18 protein-coding genes are annotated in these 22,561 nt (G+C 37.5%); 6 read left to right on the top strand and 12 right to left on the bottom strand.

Annotation, left to right across the window (positions count from 1 at the left end):
* The first annotated feature begins 48 nt into the window (after window positions 1–48).
* A complete protein-coding gene (locus ACG916_RS05285; RefSeq protein WP_336951087.1) occupies window positions 49–930 on the top strand; it encodes a LysR family transcriptional regulator in 882 nt (293 codons plus the stop codon).
* 180 nt (window positions 931–1,110) lie between these two features.
* Here the strand turns inward: ACG916_RS05285 and ACG916_RS05280 are convergent, their stop codons facing one another.
* The 11 genes from ACG916_RS05280 to ACG916_RS05230 form a co-directional block, all read right to left on the bottom strand.
* The gene (locus ACG916_RS05280; RefSeq protein WP_419327212.1) at window positions 1,111–3,018 is read right to left on the bottom strand and encodes a Tle4 family T6SS lipase effector; all 1,908 of its coding nucleotides are present in this window, start codon (window positions 3,016–3,018) and stop codon (window positions 1,111–1,113) included.
* Window positions 3,019–3,020: 2 nt separating this feature from the next.
* A complete protein-coding gene (locus ACG916_RS05275; RefSeq protein WP_419327213.1) occupies window positions 3,021–4,028 on the bottom strand; it encodes a T6SS immunity protein Tli4 family protein in 1,008 nt (335 codons plus the stop codon).
* Window positions 4,021–6,762 (bottom strand): type VI secretion system Vgr family protein, encoded by a 2,742-nt coding sequence (locus tag ACG916_RS05270; RefSeq protein WP_419327214.1) that lies wholly within the window; start codon window positions 6,760–6,762, stop codon window positions 4,021–4,023. The genes ACG916_RS05275 and ACG916_RS05270 overlap by 8 nt, the downstream gene beginning before the upstream one ends.
* A gap of 185 nt (window positions 6,763–6,947) precedes the next feature.
* On the bottom strand, window positions 6,948–9,152 hold the full coding sequence (locus tag ACG916_RS05265; RefSeq protein ID WP_419327215.1) for an OsmC domain/YcaO domain-containing protein: 2,205 nt from the start codon (window positions 9,150–9,152) through the stop codon (window positions 6,948–6,950).
* 248 nt (window positions 9,153–9,400) lie between these two features.
* Window positions 9,401–9,991: a TerD family protein gene (locus tag ACG916_RS05260; RefSeq protein ID WP_004720371.1), complete on the bottom strand. Its 591-nt coding sequence runs from the start codon at window positions 9,989–9,991 to the stop codon at window positions 9,401–9,403.
* A gap of 17 nt (window positions 9,992–10,008) precedes the next feature.
* Entirely contained in the window at window positions 10,009–10,725 is a 717-nt protein-coding gene (locus tag ACG916_RS05255; RefSeq protein WP_336951080.1) for a TIGR00266 family protein, read from the bottom strand.
* Between the two features lie 14 nt (window positions 10,726–10,739).
* Window positions 10,740–12,047, bottom strand: coding sequence for a vWA domain-containing protein (locus tag ACG916_RS05250; protein ID WP_419327216.1), 1,308 nt, complete (start codon window positions 12,045–12,047; stop codon window positions 10,740–10,742).
* A gap of 116 nt (window positions 12,048–12,163) precedes the next feature.
* Window positions 12,164–12,742: a TerD family protein gene (locus ACG916_RS05245; protein WP_336951078.1), complete on the bottom strand. Its 579-nt coding sequence runs from the start codon at window positions 12,740–12,742 to the stop codon at window positions 12,164–12,166.
* A 2-nt stretch (window positions 12,743–12,744) separates the two neighbouring features.
* Window positions 12,745–13,851: a DUF475 domain-containing protein gene (locus tag ACG916_RS05240; protein WP_336951077.1), complete on the bottom strand. Its 1,107-nt coding sequence runs from the start codon at window positions 13,849–13,851 to the stop codon at window positions 12,745–12,747.
* Window positions 13,852–13,867: 16 nt separating this feature from the next.
* Window positions 13,868–14,443 carry a TerD family protein gene (locus ACG916_RS05235; protein ID WP_004720366.1) on the bottom strand — a complete coding sequence of 192 codons (576 nt, stop codon included), beginning with the start codon at window positions 14,441–14,443 and terminating at the stop codon, window positions 13,868–13,870.
* Between the two features lie 57 nt (window positions 14,444–14,500).
* Window positions 14,501–15,688, bottom strand: a complete 1,188-nt coding sequence (locus ACG916_RS05230; protein ID WP_419330369.1) for a TerD family protein — start codon at window positions 15,686–15,688, stop codon at window positions 14,501–14,503.
* A 363-nt stretch (window positions 15,689–16,051) separates the two neighbouring features.
* Between ACG916_RS05230 and ACG916_RS05225 the strand changes: the two genes are divergently transcribed.
* The 5 genes from ACG916_RS05225 to ACG916_RS05205 are packed head-to-tail and all read left to right on the top strand — an operon-like array spanning window position 16,052 to window position 20,985.
* Window positions 16,052–17,008: an ATP-grasp domain-containing protein gene (locus ACG916_RS05225; RefSeq protein ID WP_419368153.1), complete on the top strand. Its 957-nt coding sequence runs from the start codon at window positions 16,052–16,054 to the stop codon at window positions 17,006–17,008.
* 4 nt (window positions 17,009–17,012) lie between these two features.
* Window positions 17,013–18,134 carry a phosphoribosyltransferase domain-containing protein gene (locus ACG916_RS05220; protein WP_419327219.1) on the top strand — a complete coding sequence of 374 codons (1,122 nt, stop codon included), beginning with the start codon at window positions 17,013–17,015 and terminating at the stop codon, window positions 18,132–18,134.
* A complete protein-coding gene (locus ACG916_RS05215) occupies window positions 18,124–18,903 on the top strand; it encodes an HAD family hydrolase (RefSeq protein WP_419327220.1) in 780 nt (259 codons plus the stop codon). Before ACG916_RS05220 ends, ACG916_RS05215 begins: the two co-directional genes overlap by 11 nt.
* Window positions 18,896–20,062, top strand: coding sequence for a cysteine protease StiP family protein (locus ACG916_RS05210; RefSeq protein WP_419327221.1), 1,167 nt, complete (start codon window positions 18,896–18,898; stop codon window positions 20,060–20,062). Before ACG916_RS05215 ends, ACG916_RS05210 begins: the two co-directional genes overlap by 8 nt.
* Window positions 20,059–20,985 carry an HpcH/HpaI aldolase/citrate lyase family protein gene (locus tag ACG916_RS05205; protein ID WP_336951071.1) on the top strand — a complete coding sequence of 309 codons (927 nt, stop codon included), beginning with the start codon at window positions 20,059–20,061 and terminating at the stop codon, window positions 20,983–20,985. The genes ACG916_RS05210 and ACG916_RS05205 overlap by 4 nt, the downstream gene beginning before the upstream one ends.
* Window positions 20,986–21,012: 27 nt before the next feature.
* On the opposite strand, the gene ACG916_RS05200 is transcribed toward ACG916_RS05205, so the two are convergent.
* Complete coding sequence (locus ACG916_RS05200; RefSeq protein ID WP_419327222.1) at window positions 21,013–22,542, bottom strand: helix-hairpin-helix domain-containing protein; 1,530 nt, start codon at window positions 22,540–22,542, stop codon at window positions 21,013–21,015.
* Window positions 22,543–22,561: the final 19 nt, after the last annotated feature.

Below are 22,561 nucleotides of genomic sequence, written 5' to 3'. Positions count from 1 at the left end.
AATTAACGCACAATGAATGTGCAAATATGCACAAGGATGTTATACACAATGAAAGTCGATTGGGATCACCTACAGTTTTTTTTAGTTTTAGCGCGTGCCAAGACTTTAACCAATGCAGCCCGTATTATTGGAGTTGAACACAGTACTGTATCTAGACGAATACAAGCGCTCGAGCTGTCTTTAGGAACGCCGTTGTTTAGACGAGAAGCCACAGGTTATGAACTAACTATGGAGGGCTTAGCGTTAGTTCCTCGTGTTGAGCAAATGGAACAAGCGTTTTTGCAAATTGAAAAGCCCAACTTACCATTACAGGGGCATGTGCGAATTGGCACACCTGAGGGTTTTGGAACAGCATTTTTAGCACAGCTATTGGCACAACTGTCTAAACAATACCCTTTACTTACAATTGATCTTATCCCAGTTCCAAAAATGATTAAGCTGTCGCATCGCGAAGCTGATATTGTGATTTCTATTGACCGTCCTAAGTCAGGACCTTATATCATTACTCGTTTAACCGATTATTGTCTTAAAATTTATGGTAGCAAAAGCTATTTAGAAAGCACTCAAGCGATTAAAAAACTTGAAGATTTAAAAAACCATCAGTTTGTAAACTACATTGATGATCTAATTTATAGTCCTGAACTGTATTGTTTAGAACGTCTACCCTTACAGCTCAATGCAAATTTTAGAAGCAGCAGTATATTGGCCCAACAAGTTGCTGTGAGTGCAGGTGCTGGATTGGCAATTTTGCCGAAGTTTTTGGCAGAAAATAAATCAGAACTTAAACAGGTGTTACAAGATGAAGTTCGTTTTATTCATACTTTTTGGATGTTGACTTTAGTTGATTTACAGCATGAACCACGGATTAAATTGGTCTGGGATTTTTTAAGAACACAAGCTGATAAATATCAAAATTTATTGATGGATTAAGCATTTTGGACGAATTTAACTTTGTTCAAGTTATTCATTTCATAAAATACATACTAGATCTTAAATTTATTTTTTTCCAAAAGTATTATCTGATAATTTCATCTTCATTGAGAATAATAAAACTCCTATAGAATTAGAACTTCTATTATTCACCCGAAAAGTCCTTAAAATCATATAAATTTATAGATTTTTTATTTTACTCTCACATCCCTCTGATGCTGAAGATTTCTTGATCATATCCACTATATTTGCAATACAGTAGATGGTATTTAATTGAACATCCGCATTATCATAACTACTCGCATGTTCATAGCCATTAATTATAAATGTTTCAATTGGACTACGACCATCAGCACGCACATCCTGTCCTGACTGATAACAAACCGTTCCATCTCCCTTTGAGGTTGGCTTAATATCTAAATAAAACGTGGCTTTATTGGTTTTAGAAATTTTGGACTTTTCATCTAGCAAGACTTCCCTTATGCCATCTTTTTTATAGGCATTGTCTAATAAATTATGGATTTTCGAACCTTTTATGCTTAATTCAGCATCATCTCCCTGAACACGTGTTACATCGTCTTCTTTTATATCACTTCGATCTTTTATATCTGGGAGTTCAATTAAATTTTTCTTGCCATATAAGCTCATTAATTCAATCAGTTCATTTTCACTGCTAATATTTAGCTCTTCTTTACAACGCCACACCACTTGACCAAATGCTTTATACCCTTCGTCAGCACCATAGCTTGCATAAGTATTGGCATGATAAGTATCTTTTATATGATCATGTAATTCTTTAACTATTACAATATTATTTATATAAGCATCAAAAATGCTGGCTAATTTATCCTTCTTCACAGCTTCGGCAACTAAACCAGCTGGGTCAATAAAATCAGGATTGATCATCGCCCACCAACAGTCTTTTCTTTTATAGAGATCATTATAAGGATCATTACTTTTTGGCAATGTGGCAGTCATTTCACCTGTAGGCGTTTTAGCTTTAATGACCAACCATGCTTGAGGATTTTTGGGAAAATCCCCAACATTGTAATAATTTGAAAAAGGTAATAACTCTAAGCCACCGGGCGCATTTGCCAATGTTGCGGTGAGACGTTCGGAAGTATTCCCAAACATAAATTTGGTTGCCCAAGCCACAGCACTTTTGAAAAGTCCTGTTGAGGCTTTCCAACCATCCCAGCCTACAGTGAGGCGTTGATATACTGCTGGCGCACCACTGGCAGGCATCGCACCATGTATCACACCAGCAATCTTATCTTTAACCTTAGCATTTTGGATCAAGGCGCGAGTCACTAAGCCACCCATAGAGTGGCTAACGATAATAAATTTTTTAAATTTTGCTGTAGGAAATTCTTTTTTAACTTGCGCCATAACTTGATTATTCAGTCGGTCTGCGACATGATCTGCTGACTTCATATTACTTTGTAACCAGTTATAGCCACAGGCAAACACTGGAAAAGCATAATCTGCCAATTCCTCATGCTGTTCTAGACCTAATAATTCAACAGTTTTTTGCGACGACCAATTTTTAAGTATTTTTTCCGTGTCTGTATTGCCGGGTTGGACAATTTTTTCCCATTCAGCGGTACCATTAAACTTATCCTTCTCTTGATCTTTTAATTTCTTGAAGGGTTGATTTAAATTACTCTCCAAATAAATCAGTAAATTTGCATAACCCATGGTAATCACTGAACCCCAACCGCGTTCCAAAGCCAAGTCTTTGGTCATATGCGGAATTACTTTTTTACTTATTTTTACATCGCCATCGTACCCAACCTGAGTTGTTGCTGGGTTCAGGGCAATCTGTCGTTCTCGTGCATCTCGTTTACTGTATTCAATAATTGTAGACAGTGATATTCTGGGATACCAAACCTCTTTATCATCAGCGGTATCTTTAATATTTGACCCCATAATCCCTGGAATAAAAATAATCGGTACGACATATTTGACAGGTGCAGGAATTACACACTCGGAATTAACACTATCTGGTGTGGTATATGAAACATAAGATACACTTCCAGATTCGTAAAGTATTTCATAGGCTTCATGACGATGGACATTATTTGACATTATTATTCTCCGAATTTACGAATGGTTTTTAGAATCGATTCATATAGTTTTAAGGCGTCATATTGTTCTAGGCTACTGCTCTGTGTAAGAGGTGAAGAACGTGCCGTATCTACCTCAAAACTAATCAATGGATCTTGGTTATTATTGGCACTGCCTGTATGTTCCCATAAGGCACTAATGCCATTTTTCCCTTTCATTTTTTCTACTGAAATCCATTCTTGTCCCGTTAAATGTCCAGTATTTTTTTCACCTTTACGAATATTGCCTTTATCAATTTGACGCTGGCTTTGCCCGACCTCTTTAAACTTTTTTTCTATCCGTGGAATCATTGGTAAGACATATTCATCATTTGTTTCTGCCTCAAAACGTAACACTACTGTTGGATAGTCCTTAAATCTAAAACCAAGCTTTTGGATACTATAGCGGTACTGTTTGGTTTGATCTTTGATAAAGCCTTGGTAAATACATTGTCCTGCTTCCTTAGGAATCTCATGTTCATTACGATAGCGTAAGTTTTTCACTAAATTATGAATCGCTTCATTACTTTCGGCTGTCAACTGTGGTGTATCACTATGCATTCCCTCTATTAAAAATAAAGTATTTTTATCCCATACAAAGGCAGCTACTATAAAAGGAAGTCTTTTGTCATCCTCTAATTTCCCTTTAAAAATCTTAGTCAGTCGACCATCGAATACTTGTTCTTGTGGGTCTTCAAAAATTTTTCGATTACCTTTGGAATAATCATTTCTCCATTTTTGAACTGCTTCATCAAAATCTTGACGTGTTGCTTTAGTTTGAACCTTAATAGTAAAAGAATCATATTTATCATAACGTTCTAATGGATTAGCCTCAGCAGGAATATCCACCACATAACGCCCAATACAGTAAGTTTTAGTTTTTTCTAAATTGATCATATTATTTCCAGTATTTTTTATTGTTGATTGTGCAAATACGCAACTTGTCGTGATCATGCAAGCGGTGAGTAATAAAGAAGAAAATAGTTTATTCATCAACATATCCTAATAATGAAATAACGGCTTTTGTCATAGCCAGTGAGGTTATTTTCTCGGTTCTACCTTCAGTATCTGTAACACCCTCAATGGTTTTTCCATCTTCTGTTTTTATTTTATATTTCATATTCGATATAGCTTTATCCGCTTTATTACGCAATACAAAGTGTTCACCATAATCCATTTGAAGTTTTGGCATCGCGGCTAAATCAGAGCTTATCGTAGCGCCTGACATGGTTTTAATTTGCCCTGCTTTTAAAGAAAGCAACCCAGGGCAAACGATATCGATATTGCCATCTTCAATTTTGATAAAACCACCACCAGATGAGATCATTATGCCTTTACCACTTTCGACTTTAACAAAATCGTTAACTGCATAAACGTGCATCAGTTCTTGTGAGGCGATTTTCATGGTGCTTGCTTGCGACTCAATTTCGACTGGACCTTGTCCAGCTTTGATCTTGATACCGGCTGCTTTGGCGAAGAGTGAAATTTTGTCTAAAACATTGGCTAGAAAACCACGCCCTGAAAAAACTTGAATGTTTTGTTCTGAGCTTATATCAATATTTTGCTTGGCTTGAGCAATAATTCCTTTATCTGCATCAAAAATAAGTGAATCCTTGGCATCGATTGCAATGAAAGGGGTTGAATCTGATTCATTCCAATTTGGAAGATCTGTTTTTACGGCTTCTTGTAATTCAAGTTCAGGCTCAATGGTTTGGTGGTCTTTAGCTGCATCTTGAATAGCCTTATTAGTTCCTAAGAATTTTTCGATATTCTGTTGAAGCTTACTACGCTCAAGTTGGTTTCCTGAGGCATGACCTGCGATTTCAGTTGTAATCAATATCCCTTTAGGCGCACGTATTGCCCCCCAATCATCCGTCCTTAACTCAAACCCTTCACCACGACCTTCACTTACTGAGGTTTCTTTAGGATGACTTAAATTTCCCAAATTCAATTGGCTCGCACCATGACTCGACTGTAACTGCGTACTGATTTGCGCGGTAGTATCATCAAATCTAAGCTGGCCAAAGCCTTCACCTGCCACTTCTTTTGATCGGATACCACTAAGCTTTTTGGTCTCAGGCAGTTTACCTTTATTATCAAACATGGTTGGACTTCGATGTCCTTCATGAATTCGTCCTGTAACAAATGGACGATCAAGATTACCATCAAAAAAATCAACCGCGACAATCTCATCTTTACGAGGCAAGAATCTTACACCGTAGCCTGCACCAGCCCAAGATGTAAGCACATCCACCCATGCTGAATCAGTATCTGTATCATTCGACCCTGCACCACCATCATGGGTATGATCTTCAGTTCGCGTAAATAGGAAGCGAACTTTAATCCTTCCCCATTCATCAACATAAATTTCTTCGCCATCACTGACTACTTTAGCGCGTTGTACATGGGCAATCGGGCGATGCTGCAACGGATCGTATTTTGGAACAAGCTCAATATTACGACGAACTAAAGTGAGTAAATTGGCTTGACGCTCTTGTTCACTATCTTTACTACTTTGCCAATGACTCAAAATTAAGAGTTTTTCAATTTGGTTTTGAATATCTTTGGGAAAATTATTTTGATTATAAAAATGTTTACTAATTATTAAGAACTCCTTATCACTGCCACTATGATTTTTCTCTAGTTCTGGATGATCCGCCAACTGAAACCAATAGCCAACCTGGGTATCTCGGACACTACTATGTGCTGTAAAGTATTTTGCTTGCAAAGCTTGATGCAGATTCAGTTGATTATTCAGTTTATCAAGTTGGCTATTTCCAGACATTGTCGCTTGGTCTTCGCCCTTAAGATCACGAATCCATGCAGGAGATATACTCCAAGCTTGTTCTAGGCTTAAGCTTTCATTATCACGTTGAGCACTATGCTTATGTGAACTGAGGACTGAACCGCTACCATCTTGCTGAGTTAAACTGTCCGCTTGCCAACGTTGTACATGGATCGCTGTCGATTGTAATTGTCTATTTGCGATAAAGCTGGTGATACTGTCGGACTGTTCCGTTGCATTTGAACGATGATAACGAATAGTCCTACGTTCACTGGCTTTAAATTGAAAATTACTATCGACCAAGCGTAACTTTTGTGGTTCAACGTTTTGGCTACTGTTAGAAACCAAATAATTTGATTCATCAACCAGCCAATTAATTGATTCCTCACGCATTAATCGAGTTAAATAGGAGTAATCACTTTCATTTGATTGCATTGAAAATGGACGTACATCATAATCTTTGGTTAAACCACTTGTATCCAGCTTTAAGCTTGAAGCAAATAAACTACTCTTAAGCTGCCATTCCTTGAAAATTATTTCACAAATTTCTACAACGCTTTTATCCATAAACACACGGCTATTCAGTCTTTTATGCCATAGACTGGTAGCATCTTGCATGGTTAGACGATAAAGACTCAAAGCGCCATCTGACTGTCCTTGGCTAGCGCCCGTAATGATGCCAGTGGTTCTGAATAAATTGCCTGAATCTATAACTTGATCCACTGCCACTTGACAACCAATGAATTGTTTTAATTCTATGAATGGGTTTGATGACAGGCAAATGAGTTCTGCTGATAAGCCATCGTTGACACCATGATAGCCATCAATACGCTGCAACATGATGTGGGAATTGAGTTGAAAATTTAAAAGCTGGACATGAATTGAACGGTTTTCAGTTCCCAAGCCAAACTTATCTAAGCGTGTAAAAATATTGTTCAACATTTATTATTATGCCCCTTTACTAATAAGAAAAACTTAACATAAATTTTAGTATGTCTCAAACTTACTGGATTGTTGTCGTTTTAGAACGAAGTATTTATATGGCAATTTAATTTGAATTATTAATTTATTTTTAAAATAAAAACCCAAGACGAATCTTGGGTTTTAGCTTTTGTTGTAAAAAATTTTTAACTTGCTAAGCCAACAGCTTTTGCTCGTGCTTTATGTAACTTCTTATAACTGTCAATAAGTCTTAAATGACGATCAAGCCCTTCAAGCTTCATACTTGTTTCAGTCAAGCCATAAAAACGCATACTACCATCTAAAGAGCCAATGACTGCATCCATTCTTTCATCACCAAACATACGACGGAAATTGACTTCATAATCATCTAAATCCATGTCGTCGTCTAGTTCAACTTCAAGCATCACATTCATACACTGATAGAACAGACCACGTTCTACGGTATTGGTGTTGTATTGAAGGAACTGTTCAACTAAATCTTTTGCCTCTTCAAACTGTTGTAACGCAAGATAAATCAACAATTTTAATTCAAGGATCGTCAATTGTCCCCATACAGTATTATCATCAAACTCAATACCAATTAATGTTACGATATCGGTGTAATCATCCACTTCAACTTCTTCAAGACGCTCAACTAAAGCTTCAAGCTGATCATCTTCCAAACGATGAATATTTAAGATATCTTCACGGAATAACAATGCTTTGTTGGTGTTGTCCCAAATTAAGTCTTCAACCAAATAAATCTCAGAATAATCAGGAACGATGATTCGACAAGCTGTCGCGTCTAAATGCTCATAGACAGCCATATAAACTTCTTTACCCATTTCTTCAAGAATGTTGAGCATCGTTTTAGCTTCTTCAGCATTGGCATTTTCACCTGCATGGCTAAAATCCCATTCGACAAAGTCATGATCTGATTTTGCACTAAAGAAACGCCAAGACACGACACCACTGGAATCGATAAAATGCTCAACAAAATTGTTTGGTTCTGTCACAGCATTACTGCTAAAGGTCGGTTTTGGTAAATCATTTAAACCTTCAAAACTACGGCCTTGTAACAACTCGGTCAAACTGCGTTCTAAAGCAACTTCAAGCTTAGGGTGTGCGCCAAATGATGCAAATACACCACCTGTACGTGGGTTCATCAGCGTAACGCACATCACAGGAAACTCACCACCCAATGATGCATCTTTAACCAATACTGGGAAGCCCTGTTCTTCTAAGCCTTTAATGCCTTCAACGATACGGGGGTATTTTGCTAAAACTTCCTCAGGCACATCTGGAAGTGCAATTTCTCCCTCTAAAATCTCACGTTTAACCGCACGTTCAAAAATTTCAGATAAACACTGTACTTGAGCTTCAGCTAAAGTATTTCCTGCACTCATACCATTACTTAGGTATAAATTTTCAATCAAATTTGATGGAAAATATACAATTTCTTGATCAGATTGTCGTACAAAAGGTAATGAACAAATACCACGCTCAGTATTGCCTGAGTTGGTATCATATAAATGTGTACCTAACAATTCATTGTCTGGGTTATATACCTCTAATGTATATTCATCCAATATTTGTTTAGGTAGTTCTCCATTTGGTCCAGGTTTAAACCATCTTTCATCTGGATAATGTACAAATTCAGCATTAGCAATTTCTTCACCCCAAAACTGGTCGTTATAGAAGAAATTACAGTTTAAACGCTCAATAAATTCTCCCAATGCAGAAGCCAAAGCGCTTTCTTTGGTCGAGCCTTTACCATTGGTAAAACACATTGGAGATTGAGCATCACGAATATGTAATGACCACACATTTGGGACAATATTTCGCCATGATGCAATTTCAATTTTCATTCCCAATCCTGCCAAAATCTCAGACATATTGGCAATGGTTTCCTCTAAAGGCAGATCTTTACCTTCAATAAAAGTTAAGCTTTCTTGTGCCAAGTTAGGCATGAGCAACGCTTGTGCATCTGCATCAATACTCTCAACTTCTTCGATAACAAACTCAGGACCAGTTTGGATGACTTTTTTAACGGTACAACGGTCAATCGAACGTAAAATACCTTGACGATCTTTATCTGAAATATCTGCAGGAAGTTCAACCTGAATTTTAAAAATTTGTTTATAACGATTTTCAGGATCTACAATATTGTTTTGAGATAGCCGAATATTATCGGTCGGGATATCACGAGCTGCACAATACACTTTCACAAAGTAAGCGGCACACAAAGCAGATGAGGCAAGGAAATAATCGAAAGGACCCGGCGCAGAACCATCACCTTTATAGCGAATGGGTTGATCAGCAATTACTGTAAAGTCATCGAACTTGGCTTCTTGTCGAAGATTATCGAGATAATTGACTTTGATTTCCATGTGGGCACCTAAATATTCTTACGTGTAAACATAAACACATAAAATTTAAATATTGAAAAATAAGCCGAATCACGGAGAAGAAATTGACTTAAAAACGAACCAACCCCAACTGAGGTCAGTAATAATGGTTGCTATTATAGAATTATTTTACAGAATTGATAACTTTAGAATGGAAAGATTGAAAATACTTTAAGTAAAAGCCATTCCTAAGAATGGCTTTGTTGATTAAAATTTTTTTATGGCTACCCTTATAGCACTGGAATGATCGAAGGAAGCATGTCATGAATGGTCTTACCATTACAGGTATCGCCAATCGCAGACATTTTCCATGCGCCATTGTGGCGATAGACTTTAGCGATAATCAAGGCAGTATAATTGCCTTTTGCTGAAAGGTTGTATTTTGCGATTTCAGTATTGGTATTCGAGTCAACTAAACGACAAAAAGCATTTTCAACTTTTTCAAAAGTTTGACCACGGAAACTGCTGATTGTAAAAACCAGTGCTTTAACTTGAGGAGGGATTTTAGTTAGATCAACATGGATCACTTCATCATCGCCATCACCAGCACCCGTACGGTTATCACCTGAATGCCAAATACTGCCATCCTTACTTTTTAATTGTCCAAACCATACTGCATCGAGCGGTTGGTTGTTTTCATCAAAAATAATGACAGATGCATCAAGGTCGATTGAATCACCACCGCCGCCCCCAAAAAGACCACCTAAAAATCCGCCACTCTTAGCCACATCCCAACCTGCACCAAGATAAATTTTGGTCAAAGATGAGCCATCACCTTTTTCTAAAGAGATTTTTTGACCTTTTACTAAACTAATACTCATGTGTTTCCCTCATAGATTTAATTGTTTCTATTTAAATTTAAAGCTGAAGATAACCAGGTGAGGTAGCTCTTGCGATTTCGGGAACAAATAATGACTTTGCCATTGCCCCTAAACTTAAGCACCATACCTTCACCACTGGTAAAACTGTTTAAAAGATTTCCAACAATTCCGCGGTTTTGTGAACTCGGCATACCAATGTTGTAACTTAAAGATGAATCCCATGCCACAACATGACCATTATCAATGGTGGTTTCGCCGTTCTGAGTGCTTACATCGACTTCCATCAAAGTGCCACAACCAGAAATACACAATTGACCTTGTCCTGATGATTCCATCACCACAAAGCCCCCTGTATCACCAAAGAATCCACCACCTAAATTTGCTTGAATCTTGGCTTTGACATTGACATGTTCTGTTGCTGCAACAAAAGCACCATCAGATAAAGTGTATTGCTGAGGACCTATGTTAAGAATTTGCATATCACCATCTATGTTTGGAGAAAGTAAACACTGTCCATGACCCAATGATGCTTTGATTTCTTGCTGAAACAGCGATTCACCTGTAGTAAATCTACGCATAAATGACTGAAATAAACCGCCGCGTAAGTTCCCAGCTAATTCTAGATTCTGCTCAATCATGACCATTGCATCAGATTCACAAAATATTTTTTCTCCCTGTACCAAATCAACCAACAGAAATGGTTCTGGACTGCCTACAAGTTCAAATTTAGCCATCGATTGCCCTCTCTTTATCGAATAATGTTTTTATTTTTCGCTTCTTTTAACCACAGTGGAAATTCTTGAAGCAGTGCATCATACAGTTGTGCTTCAGGCATACTTTGAATATTACTCATTTCAAAAAAATTGCAATTATCCACCACTCGCCCTTCCATCGTATCGAGTTGTTCCAACACACCGTAGTTACGACCGCCAATACCCACGAATTGCCAAAAAATAGGGAAACTAGATGCGCTTTTAAGGATATTTTTAATCTTTTTACTTTCATTGACCCCACCATCTGAAACAAATACTACGTAAACAGGTAAATGAGATGGATTTTCTTGGGTAAAATATTTAATCACAGCTTCAAGTACAACAGGTTCATTATTATAACGTGCACCAGCTTTCCACTTTGGATGACCGCCTTGATCTGTATTGACAAAATTTTGTAAGTTGTTCAAGGTTACATCACTTAAACGCAATGATTTTTCTGCAAAAGCCCAACATTCAAAACTACCATCATCATCAAAATTGACTGCCAAAGGCATAATTCGATCGAGGACTTTTTGAACATCACCTTTAATATATTGTTGGTGCATTGAACCTGAATAATCAAGGACTAAAGCTACTCGGGCTTTTACATCAAGCAAATTATTTTTTTCTAAGCTGATTAAAGACTTTTTCGTAATATCCACTAAATGTGGAGCGGCGTCTTGAATTTTATCTAGTACCACTTTCTTTTTTAGATCAATTGTAACCGCTGCATTACTGATCGATGGGTTTGCTGTTGGGGGTGCAACTGTAACACTTTCTTCAACCTCTCCCCCAAAGTGTTCAACCAAAGCCTGTAAGCCACCATTAAAACCTTGACCAATTGCAGCGATACGCCAAGTATCACTTTTAAAGTAAATCTCAGTCAGCATCACAGCTTTTTCTTGGCTAAAATTAGAACCATTTAAACGATAAGTCGCAAGAATCTGTTCGTCTTGATTACATAACTCGACCTGAATCGATTGTATATTGTGGATTTGAGACTGCTCATTGGCTAAGGTTGCACAGATCACAAAACGTGGCGTTCGTGTTGTATCTATCTTTTTTAAATCAAAGGTAAAACTATGGATGTTGCCACGAAGCAGATATTGAACTTCGCCTTTCGGTGTTTGTGGTTGATTATAGAAGGTCATATAATCATCATGGAAAAGTTTATCGTTTGGCGCAATACCAAAGCTAGAAATATCGATTTCAAAAGGTGCTTGAACCTGTACACGTACTTTAAACTGTGTATTATTCTGCAACAATTGGTGCAGAGCCAGTTTTTGTCCAGTGATGAATTGCATTGTTGTTCTCTATTTAGTACTTGAAAATAATTTTTACTGTGTTCATAAGTAAACCAATTTAAACCGAATCACTTTCAAGTACTAAAAGATAAATCTTTTAGTACTGATTTTAAAAATTAAACTGCAACACCATAACTTGCAGCCAAAGCGCCTAAGCCACCGTTAAAGCCTTGGCCAACTGCTTTGAATTTCCACTCGCCACTATGACGGTATAACTCACCAAAAATCATGGCAACTTCTGTACTGCCGTCTTCAGACAAGTCAAAACGTGCAAGTTCTTCAGCATTGTTATCCTGATTAATTACACGGATATATGCTTTATCTACCATACCGAAGTTTTGACCATTCTGTTGGCCTTCATGAATGGTTACAGCAAATACAATTTTAGCCACATCAGCTGGAACTTTAGATAAATCAACTGAAATTGTTTCGTCATCACCATCACCGTCACCTGTACGGTTATCACCGTTATGGTTCACAGAACCACAAGGAGATGTTTTTTGGTTAAAGAAGATGAAGTCGCCATCTAAACGGACTTTGCCATTTTCACCAGTTAGAAAAGCAACAGCATCCAAATCAAAAGCTTTACCATCTGTAACACGAGGATTCCAGCCTAAACCTAAGTCTACTTTATTCATTGTAGGCGCTGTTTTAGACAGGTTGATGTTACCGCCTTTTGATAAATTAATAGCCATTTTTAATTTCCTTTTTCAGTTGTTTCAAGAGATTGTTTTTTACTATATGAAATTGATGAAATTACTGCCCAAACAATAAATGCGACACCAATCAAACCTGTCACGACTTCAGGTACATGTAAGCCAGTCCCACTTGCAAGCATGATGAATGCAAGTGCACCAATCGCATAATGCGCGCCATGTTCTAAGTAAACATAAGCATCAAGCGTACCTTTTTCTACAAGGTAAACGGTCATAGAACGCACGAAGATCGCACCTATAGCAAGGCCAAGCATAATAATTACCACATCACTGGTAATTGCAAAAGCGCCGATTACACCATCGAAACTAAAAGACGCATCAAGTACTTCAAGATACAAGAAGCCACCGATACCGCCTTTAATGATTGTGCCCGTTACAGGTGCACCATTATTTGAAGTCGTTTGTTCTGATGCTTCTTCCTCATCATCATGTGAACCGCCTTCAAGTAAGTGTCCAATCACCTGAACACCAACATAAACCACAATTCCCCAAATCCCTGCCATCGTTACAACCAGACGAGAAGTTTCAGGTACAAAATTAGCCATAACCAATAATGCACATAATGAAATAAACACTGAAATCGCTTGAATATTGCCTAGATCAGCGAGTTTTGACTCCAACCAATGGAACCAATGCTCATCTTTTTCATCATCAAATAAAAAGTTAAGAAAAACTAAGAGCAAGAACATACCACCGAACGCTGCAATTTCAGCATGGTGTGCCATGAGCTTTTCAGAGTAGGTTTTTGGATCGTTCAGCGCAAGTTTTGCAACCTCTATCATGCCCATGTCTGCAGTGACGCCAACAATGAGTAATGGAAAGATTAAACGCATACCAAATACAGCGATAACAATACCGACTGTTAAAAATAAGGTTCGCCAGAAATGATTCCAGTGTTTGAGTACCGAAGCATTTACTACAGCATTATCAAACGATAAAGAAACTTCCATCACTGCAAGAATGGCAGTAATTGCCAATGCCTTGAACATGGTCATTAGGCCGGCTTGGGGACCATGTGTAAAACCCCAATACGCAGAAATTGCTAGACAAATGATGGTAAAAAGAATCGAAAAGCGAAAATGTTTCATCCATTGAACTCTTATATTAGATGCTTATACCGAACTGTTGGCACATTGCGCTTAAACCGCCAGCATAACCTTGTCCTACAGCTCTAAACTTCCATTCACCATTGTGGCGATATAATTCACCAAAAATCATGGCAGTTTCTGTTGAATAATCTTCATTCAAATCGAAACGAACAATTTCAGTATTGCTTTGATCATTGACCACACGAATAAACGCATTTTGAACTTGACCAAAATTTTGACCACGACTTTCACCTTCATGAATGGTGACTGTAATTGCAATCTTTTGAACATCTGCAGGTACTTGTGCCAGATTAATGCGGACTGCTTCATCATCACCATCGCCCGCACCGGTACGGTTATCACCTGTATGTTCAACAGAACCTTCAGGTGAACGTGTTTGGTTATAGAAAATGAAATCGTGTTCACCACGGACTTTACCGTTTTCACTTAATAAAAATGCCGAAGCATCTAAGTCAAAATCTGTTCCGTCAGTTGCACGCGCATCCCAACCTAAGCCGACCAAAACTTGGTTTAAACTTGGGTCAGTTTTGCTTAAAGATAAGTTGCCACCTTTGTTTAATGAAATTGCCATTTATATTTCCTCTACTTTATTGCAGTGTGCATTCATTGTTTAAATACATGCAGTCAATTAATTTTTAGAACCATGTGTCCATCGGAACCCAAAACCATAATGTTCATCTAAATATTTTTGATCTTTAAAATAACGAACTTCTCGGTTAGCTTGTATAGTGCCATTGTTATTCTTTAATTCTACAATAGAACATGTTGTCAATTGATTACCATCCGTCAAATGAACTTCAATTTCAGGTTGGTCTGGGATCTTAATGGTGACAATACCATCCGTTGCTGCCCATTGTGCAGCACCCTGATAAATATAAGCATAAATCACAATGCGTTCAATTTGATCCCATTGATTCCCATTAATATGAAGATTTTCACCTTGTACAGATGAACCTGTACGATCATCACCATCAAGCTGAATAAACGGTTTGATTTCAAAACGCCCAAAACGATTACCCAGCGGTTGTACTAAATCAATTTCACCATTTTTAAGTTGCACCATCGCACCAAGGTCTAGATCTATTGCACTTGATCCCGATAGTTTCTGAAAAAATGATTGGGATTTAGGCTGGCTTTTATTCCAGTTTAAATTGACTGATATTTTTCCAAAACCATTACCTTTCTTGGTTAAGTTGATGGTTGAATTGTTTTTATCCAGTCGGATTTTAGATAAATTAATATTTGAGTTTGTAGGTGTAGGTGTAGGTGTAGGTGTAGTATTTTTCACTTCATCAGCAATCACAACACCAAAGTTTTCAGCCAATGGTTTTAATCCACCATTAAATCCTTGACCGACAAAGCGAAACTTCCATTGGCTGTTATGAAAATAAATCTCTGCAAGGATTAAAGCTTTTTCAGTTCTATTTTGGGTATCTAAATGTGCGGTCGCAATATGCTGTTGCCCTGCATAAAGCTCAATATCAATCGGAATAATATTGCCAATGGTATTTGGTTCATTGATCGTGACACAAATAGCGATTTTTTGAATTTGTGCATCTAGACGTGCAGTATTGATTTTTAATTTGGTGAGATTTGGGTTCTTAGATGATGATTCTAGCAAAACCACACTTTGATTGGAGGTTTGATGTTGCCCATAAAAAATCATGTCCTGATCACCACGCACTTTAAGCGTGCCTTGGGCCAGTAAATATGCTGTAACATCTAATAATTCAATGTCAGATGAAAACCCTGTTTTTATACAAATTTCAATATCCTGAGCAGGTATTTGAATATTTCCACCAGCAACCAGCTGCATAAACCCTCCACTTTATAGGTATATTATCGCTTTTTGATAAAATGAATTTAAAATCATGCGTTATTGAAATAAAGTTTTTAAATTAACTTTCTTTATAAAAAACAAATAAAAAATAGATATGTTATGTTTTACCATAAAAATTCCGAATCTCAAGTGTTTCAGTGTTTTTTTCTTTGTGTTTCATTACTTTTACAAAATATTAAAATTAAATATTGTATCACTGTGGGGAATTGTTATATTTTCCAGCGCATCAGATAGTCGCTTTAAAATCTTCGTTATTCTTTATAAAAATTTGAGATTAAATTACCCGTGCTACAGCAATATAAAATTTGGATCGCCGAGTGTTATTCCTGTCAAAATGATATGATTCAATTACTGAAAAGTTCTAGTATATCAAAACAACTGACTATATTTTGTTCTCACAGCCGTAACCGTCCCGAACTTGCATTGAGTGCTGATGTTTATCTACAGCAACCTGCTATTTCAAAGAGTGCTGAATGGTTATTAGAACAATGTATTGAACATAATATCCAACTGCTCTTTTGTGGTAAACACAGTCAACATATTGAACCGCATAGAACCCAATTTGAACAATACGGTATTCAGTTGATTACTGGTACACTCAGCTCAGAACAACATGAGTTGATGAACAATAAATACCAATTTACCTTACATTGTGAAGCGCAAAATTTATCTGTCATTCCTGCATTATTAGCCAATTCCACAGAAACACTGAAAGCATCCATTGAAACATTGCAGCAGCAACATAGTGAAATCTGTGCTAAGCCTGTTTATGGGGTTTATGGTGCGGGTTTTGTGCGGTTACAGAATCATGTATCGTACTTTAAAAACTTTAGTTCACCGACCAAATGTAATACTCAGCAATTTATAGAGGCATATAGTCAACAGGAAGAGCCAGTTGAATATCTGATTATGCCTTATTTAGCCGGGCAAGAATGTTCAGTTGATATTGCTTGTAGTCAAGGAAAGATCATTACTCAAGTAACCAGAATAAAACATGTTTATTTTCAAGAGTGTTTTTTGCCACATCCTTGTCATCAAATTTGTATAGATTTAGTCGATTATTTTCAATGTGATGGACTAATTAATATCCAATTTAAACAAGATGAAAGCTTGCAATGGCATATTCTTGAGATCAATCCACGCCCTGCTGGTGGTTTTGCCTATACACAACATACGGGAGTCAATTTGATTGCTGAATTGATTGCTGAAAAATTAAATTTGAATTTAGTTCGAGCAGCACACCAATCGCCTGTAAAAGCTTTACCGATTGCCCATAGTATAAAATTGGATTTGTAATTAGATGAAGCATATAGATTTAAGTCGTGGGCGAATCACTGTTCAAGTTAACCAACAACATAGCCACTGGGCTTTAGATGATTTATTAGATTTTGCAGAAAGAATTAATCCTAAAAGAGCATTTTTATTTGTTTCCAAAGTATTGGGGAAACATATCCCTGTCCCACCTTCTGTTATGCAGCGTAGCTATAGCGATTTGGCCAGTTTAGTGCCTACAGATTTGGCTGGTCCAATCTGTGTCATTGGTATGGCCGAAACAGCAGTCGGTTTGGGCGCTGGAATTTATCGTGAATTAAAAAAACAACATGGAAAAAATGCGATTTTCTTAACCACAACACGACACCCTGTATCGACTTTACCCACATTGGGGCTTTTTCTAGAAGAACATAGCCATGCTCAGGATCAGTTTATTTTAAGCAGTCATGATTTAGCCAAACATCAGCAAGTGATTGATTCAAAGACTTTGATTTTAGTTGATGATGAAATTTCGACTGGAAAAACTTTCAAAAACCTGATCAATAGTTTAACAAATTCTGGTTTGCAGCAAGTTGAACGCGTGATCTTGGTCACATTGGTTAACTGGGCTGAGCAGAGTCTTGCAACGGATGAGCTTGATATCCCTGTGGAAGTGGTTTCATTATTGCAAGGAAATTGGCAGTGGCAAGCGAATCAACACAATATTCAGATTAATATGCCCAATGTCAGCTCCACTGAGCAACAGGCACAGAAAATTATTGCACCAAATGATTGGGGACGTGAGCCAGGTTATTTAGAATGTACAGCATGGGAAGATATTCACATAAATCATCCCGGCGAAAAAATACTCGTACTTGGTTCAGGTGAATTTAGTTGGATTCCTTTTCTTATTGCTGAACAATTAGAACAACAAGGCGCGGAAACTTATTTCAGTTCAACAACACGTTCACCGATCATGCAAGGACATGCGATAAAAAGTATTTGCCAGTTTCATGATAATTATGGGCTCAATATCCAAAACTTTGCTTATAACGTTAAACATCAAGAGTTTGACCGGGTGCTTTTGGTGATTGAAACACATCAAGATAGTGTAGACCCAAGCTTGTTTGAACAAATCAAAAATTTGGAAGTGATCAGTTATGAACCCTAAACCTTTGGTCTTTGTCGACTTGGATGACACTTTATTTCAAACTTATCGAAAACAGCAACCGACACCACAACATCAAATAGTGACTACAGATATTTCAGGACAACCGCTTTCATATATGAGTCCAAAACAGCAGTCTTTTTTGAATTGGTTGCTTGAATCTGCTGAGGTTGTGCCTGTAACTGCTCGCTCAGTTGAAGGATTTAAACGTGTACAAATCCCCTTTAAATATGGTGCGATTTGTTCCCACGGGGGCACAATTCTAGATCAGAATTTAGCTGTAGATACAGACTGGTTTGATCTTCAAAAACAACATGAAATTCAACTCAATGGCATACTGACTGACTTGCCAGATGCTTTGCATGACTACGCCAAAGATTTGGGTGAAGTCAGAACTTGGACTTTGATTGAAAATGAACTGAGTATTTATTCTGTTGCAAAGCAAAAACAAACTGGTGCCTTATTTTTAGATCAGCTTGTTGAAAAATTACCTAAAACGCTACTGGAACAGTGCTATATCCATATCAATGGCAATAATCTGGCGATTATTCCACATCATGTCAGCAAACAAAGCGCCGTTGAGTTTTATATTCAAAAACATGATCCGCAACGAGAACGTATTATTTTAGGTTGGGGCGATAGTCTATCAGATGCTGGATTCCTCAGCTGTTGCGACTGGTTTGGAATGCCGAAAAGTAGTCAGTTGGATAAGTTTCTCAATACACATTTAAGCCATGATTTTGACACTAAAGGATATTTAGGTCATGTCTAATTCATTGATCACACTACTCAATCCAACATTGAGCGAGCTTGGCTTTCACGGTTCATACCGTCCCGAAGATGTCACTTTTTTGATGCAGATTGATGATATTCAACCCACTGCCGTTGAAGAAAAAGAATATCTGATCCAGTCAGGCAAAATGCACTATTCACAAATGATCAGTGCTGAACATCCGCCAACAGATGAACAAATGCAACATTATCAACATGCCTTTGAGCAAGGTGCACAACGTCTTGCCGAAGAAGTTCAAAAAATTGGTAACAGTTTGGTGCAACGCTTTCCCAATCAAGAGATTGTTTTGGTAAGTTTGGTTCGAGCTGGTGTACCTTTAGGTGTTTTACTGAAGCATTATCTTGAAAAATACCAGTCTTGCTATCACTATGGTATTAGTATAATTCGTGATCGAGGCGTCGACTTTGCTGCATTGCAAGCAATTATTGAACAACATGGTGCTCAAAATATCGTTTTTGTAGATGGCTGGACAGGTAAAGGTGCGATATGCAAAGAACTCACAAAAAATTTACAAGAGATTCCTGAGCTCTTTGATCAAAATTGGCAGATCCCACGTTTAGTTACCCTGTCTGATTTGGGGGGGTATTCTTGGTTAAGTGCAAGTACAGATGATTGGTTGATTCCGTTTGGGATATTGGGTTCTGTAATCTCTGGATTGACTTCTCGGACGATTTTAAAAGAAAGCATAGAACAGCAAGATGCTCGAAATAATTGCTATCAGACACAAAAATGGCACAGTTGTTTGATCTATGACCAGCTAAAACCTTACGACCTTTCAGTAATTTTTGTCGAAAAAATACGCGAGTTGATTGAACAAAAGCCCACAGATATGCAGGTAAGCTGGAACGATCAGATTCGTTTAGCGCAACAGCAACAATGTGCAGCAACGATTGACTGGATTGCAACAGAGTATGCGATTCAAAATATTAACCATATAAAACCTAGTATTGCTGAAGCAACCCGTGCAGTTTTAAGACGAGTACCTGAACGAATCTTATTGAAAGATGAATCTAACCCGCATGTACAATTATTATTGCACTTTGCACGTGAACGAAATATTCCGGTAGATATTTTGGGAACAAAATTAGGCCCTTATCACGCAGCAACATTGATAAAAAAAGTAGAGAAGAAAAAATGAAACCACTTTTACACGCTATTGAACTTGGCGCAACCATGTATATTCCTGCAACACATGAACAATTGTGGGAAGTTACCCAAGGACTTAAATTTCCTCAGATTAAATCAATTGCGGTATGTCTTGAAGACGCTGTACTTGAATCAGATGTTCAAACAGCAATGGTGAATTTAAAACTTTTATTGCAAAGACGGCTGGATGAACCGAGTTTAAAAGCCCCTGCCATTTTTATCCGCCCAAGAAATATGGAAATGGCAAAACACATTGTCGACTGGGATCTAAATCAAACATTTAATGGCATGATTTTGCCTAAGTTTAATGTGTTTAATCTAAAGAATTGGATGAATGTATTACCAGCTAATTTACAATATATGCCAACGCTTGAAACTAAAGAAATCTTTGATGTGGCACACAATATTGAGCTTTACCAAGCGCTTAAATATGACTTTCATAAAACTTTATGTTTAAGAATTGGTGGTAATGATCTGTTATCTTGTCTAAATCTGCGTAGACCCAAAAATACCACGATTTATCAAACTCCCGTAGGCATTCTAATTTCACAATTGGCAGGATTATTTATTCCAAATGGTTTTCAGTTGAGTTCACCTGTCTGCGAACATTTTGAAAATACACAGTTATTGATGCAAGAACTTGCACAAGACATGAATAATGGAATTTATACCAAAACTGCAATTCATCCTGCGCAAATTGCTCATATTCATCATGCCTTACAAGTTCAACCTGAAGATTTCCATGAGGCTCAATTAATCTTGGCCCACGACGCTAAAAGTGTATTTAAAAGTCACGGTTCAATGATCGAACCTGCCACCCATAAAAATTGGGCTGAAATGATTTTACTCAGATATAAAACTTTTGGTTTGGTCAAATCCTCATGTTCAACACACGACAAAATATTGGTGGTATAGGCCTTATTTAGAGGTTGAAGCATCACATTATGCTTCAACCATTTGTACCACAGCTAAACGACCGCCATCTTGTTTAGAAAATAAAATTTGAACACCATCTTTTAACTCAATTTTACCACCAATCGGGATCTGTATTTTATTGGTAACATCGGTAAGATCAGGCATATCTTCATTGACCAACCACCACACATCATGATGTAAAACAAAATACCCTTTCCGCTTGGTCTGTTCTGCGGTCAATCGTTCATTCGGTGCAATCATATTATTGGTATGCCATGCGTAAATAGATTGACCTGTCCATACCATTAAACGATGATTATCGGGTCTAAAATTACCTTGCTGCCGTGCTGAGTACAGATTGAGAATAGGTAATTTACCTTTAAACGGCGTATGGCAAAATGGACACTTAGGTTTAGTTGAATTATCAAAGACATACCACTTTTGACCACAACGGTGATTATGACAAGGCTGAATCAAATCCACTGTTTTGACCAAAGCTGTTTCCCAATCATTGGCTGAAGGACGCTTGGCCGGATCATGTAAACCTTCGACAAAGCTTTTGATAAAGAGCTCAGACAAATACGGTCCAGTCACTGTAAAAGGTACTTTTGCAGGATCACCCCATGGTTGCTGGCTCACTTTAAGTTGAGTTGGTTTCACCTGATTACTATGATCTGTTGGGTGTTCAATAAACAGCGCTTTTTCACCCATCCCCAGTGTTTCATCCTTTTGCGGATCATTCATATCATGAATTTTTCCACCACGTAACGGATGTCGATACAATAAATACATATAAATCAATACTGCCAAAGCGTGTTTATCAGTCGCAATACTGGGTAAATAACGATCAGGATTGTCTTTGGATAAATGACTAGTGCGTACCACTTCTGGCGCAATAAAATCAGGAGTACCGACAACGTCCGGTGGGTATTTTCCAGGTACTACCAAACCATCAACGTCGATAACGCTGGCACTCCCAGAAACAGGATCGACCAAAATATTTTTATAAGACAAATCTGAATGGGCCAAACCCGCAGCATGCATACGGCGTACTGCGCGGGAAATTAGAATTCCTATTTTAAGGTAATTTAGCCAAGTACCTTTTTCTTTGTCGTCGAGAAATCTGTTTTGGTTGTTTGCACTTGCAAACCATTTCCCTTCTTTTTCTTTGCCTTTGATTTGCAGAAAATCATTATTTTTTGAACCATATTCAAAGAAAAATTGTTTTCTATAGGTTGGGGCGGTAATCCCAAGCAAATTATTATATTCAACTAAACCATCTGGCCAGCAGAAAATATTCTTCCAATAATCCCCACCAATCCCATTAAAGATACTTTGCCACTTATTGCCTACAATTTCTTTTAAACGATCTTTTTGCTGCTCAAAGGTGGCTTTAGATTCATAAAACTTATTCTTTTCTTTACTGAAAAAGCACACCACATAACTACGATCAGGTGAAAAATATACATCTTTCATTGCACCTGAACCGATAATTTCATCTACAAATTCTATTTCACGTCCATCAACGGTGGTACATTTAATAATTTTTGCTGACATATTTGCCACCTTACATTAT

This window comes from Acinetobacter legionensis, assembly GCF_048552295.1.
Classification (GTDB): domain Bacteria; phylum Pseudomonadota; class Gammaproteobacteria; order Pseudomonadales; family Moraxellaceae; genus Acinetobacter.
This window is presented reverse-complemented; position numbering and strand designations above follow the sequence as displayed.

Bases quoted from the DNA above. Each gene is read 5' to 3' on its own strand.
- ACG916_RS05255 (WP_336951080.1), bottom strand. From the start codon at position 10,725: ATGGCTAAATTTGAACTTGTAGGCAGTCCAGAACCATTTCTGTTGGTT.
- ACG916_RS05235 (WP_004720366.1), bottom strand. From the start codon at position 14,443: ATGGCAATTTCATTAAACAAAGGTGGCAACTTATCTTTAAGCAAAACT.
- ACG916_RS05210 (WP_419327221.1), top strand. From the start codon at position 18,896: ATGTCTAATTCATTGATCACACTACTCAATCCAACATTGAGCGAGCTT.
- ACG916_RS05205 (WP_336951071.1), top strand. From the start codon at position 20,059: ATGAAACCACTTTTACACGCTATTGAACTTGGCGCAACCATGTATATT.
- ACG916_RS05280 (WP_419327212.1), bottom strand. From the start codon at position 3,018: ATGTCAAATAATGTCCATCGTCATGAAGCCTATGAAATACTTTACGAA.
- ACG916_RS05260 (WP_004720371.1), bottom strand. From the start codon at position 9,991: ATGAGTATTAGTTTAGTAAAAGGTCAAAAAATCTCTTTAGAAAAAGGT.
- ACG916_RS05270 (WP_419327214.1), bottom strand. From the start codon at position 6,762: ATGTTGAACAATATTTTTACACGCTTAGATAAGTTTGGCTTGGGAACT.
- ACG916_RS05265 (WP_419327215.1), bottom strand. From the start codon at position 9,152: ATGGAAATCAAAGTCAATTATCTCGATAATCTTCGACAAGAAGCCAAG.
- ACG916_RS05215 (WP_419327220.1), top strand. From the start codon at position 18,124: ATGAACCCTAAACCTTTGGTCTTTGTCGACTTGGATGACACTTTATTT.
- ACG916_RS05275 (WP_419327213.1), bottom strand. From the start codon at position 4,028: ATGAATAAACTATTTTCTTCTTTATTACTCACCGCTTGCATGATCACG.
- ACG916_RS05240 (WP_336951077.1), bottom strand. From the start codon at position 13,851: ATGAAACATTTTCGCTTTTCGATTCTTTTTACCATCATTTGTCTAGCA.
- ACG916_RS05285 (WP_336951087.1), top strand. From the start codon at position 49: ATGAAAGTCGATTGGGATCACCTACAGTTTTTTTTAGTTTTAGCGCGT.
- ACG916_RS05230 (WP_419330369.1), bottom strand. From the start codon at position 15,688: ATGCAGCTGGTTGCTGGTGGAAATATTCAAATACCTGCTCAGGATATT.
- ACG916_RS05220 (WP_419327219.1), top strand. From the start codon at position 17,013: ATGAAGCATATAGATTTAAGTCGTGGGCGAATCACTGTTCAAGTTAAC.
- ACG916_RS05245 (WP_336951078.1), bottom strand. From the start codon at position 12,742: ATGGCTATTAATTTATCAAAAGGCGGTAACATCAACCTGTCTAAAACA.
- ACG916_RS05225 (WP_419368153.1), top strand. From the start codon at position 16,052: ATGATTCAATTACTGAAAAGTTCTAGTATATCAAAACAACTGACTATA.
- ACG916_RS05250 (WP_419327216.1), bottom strand. From the start codon at position 12,047: ATGCAATTCATCACTGGACAAAAACTGGCTCTGCACCAATTGTTGCAG.
- ACG916_RS05200 (WP_419327222.1), bottom strand. From the start codon at position 22,542: ATGTCAGCAAAAATTATTAAATGTACCACCGTTGATGGACGTGAAATA.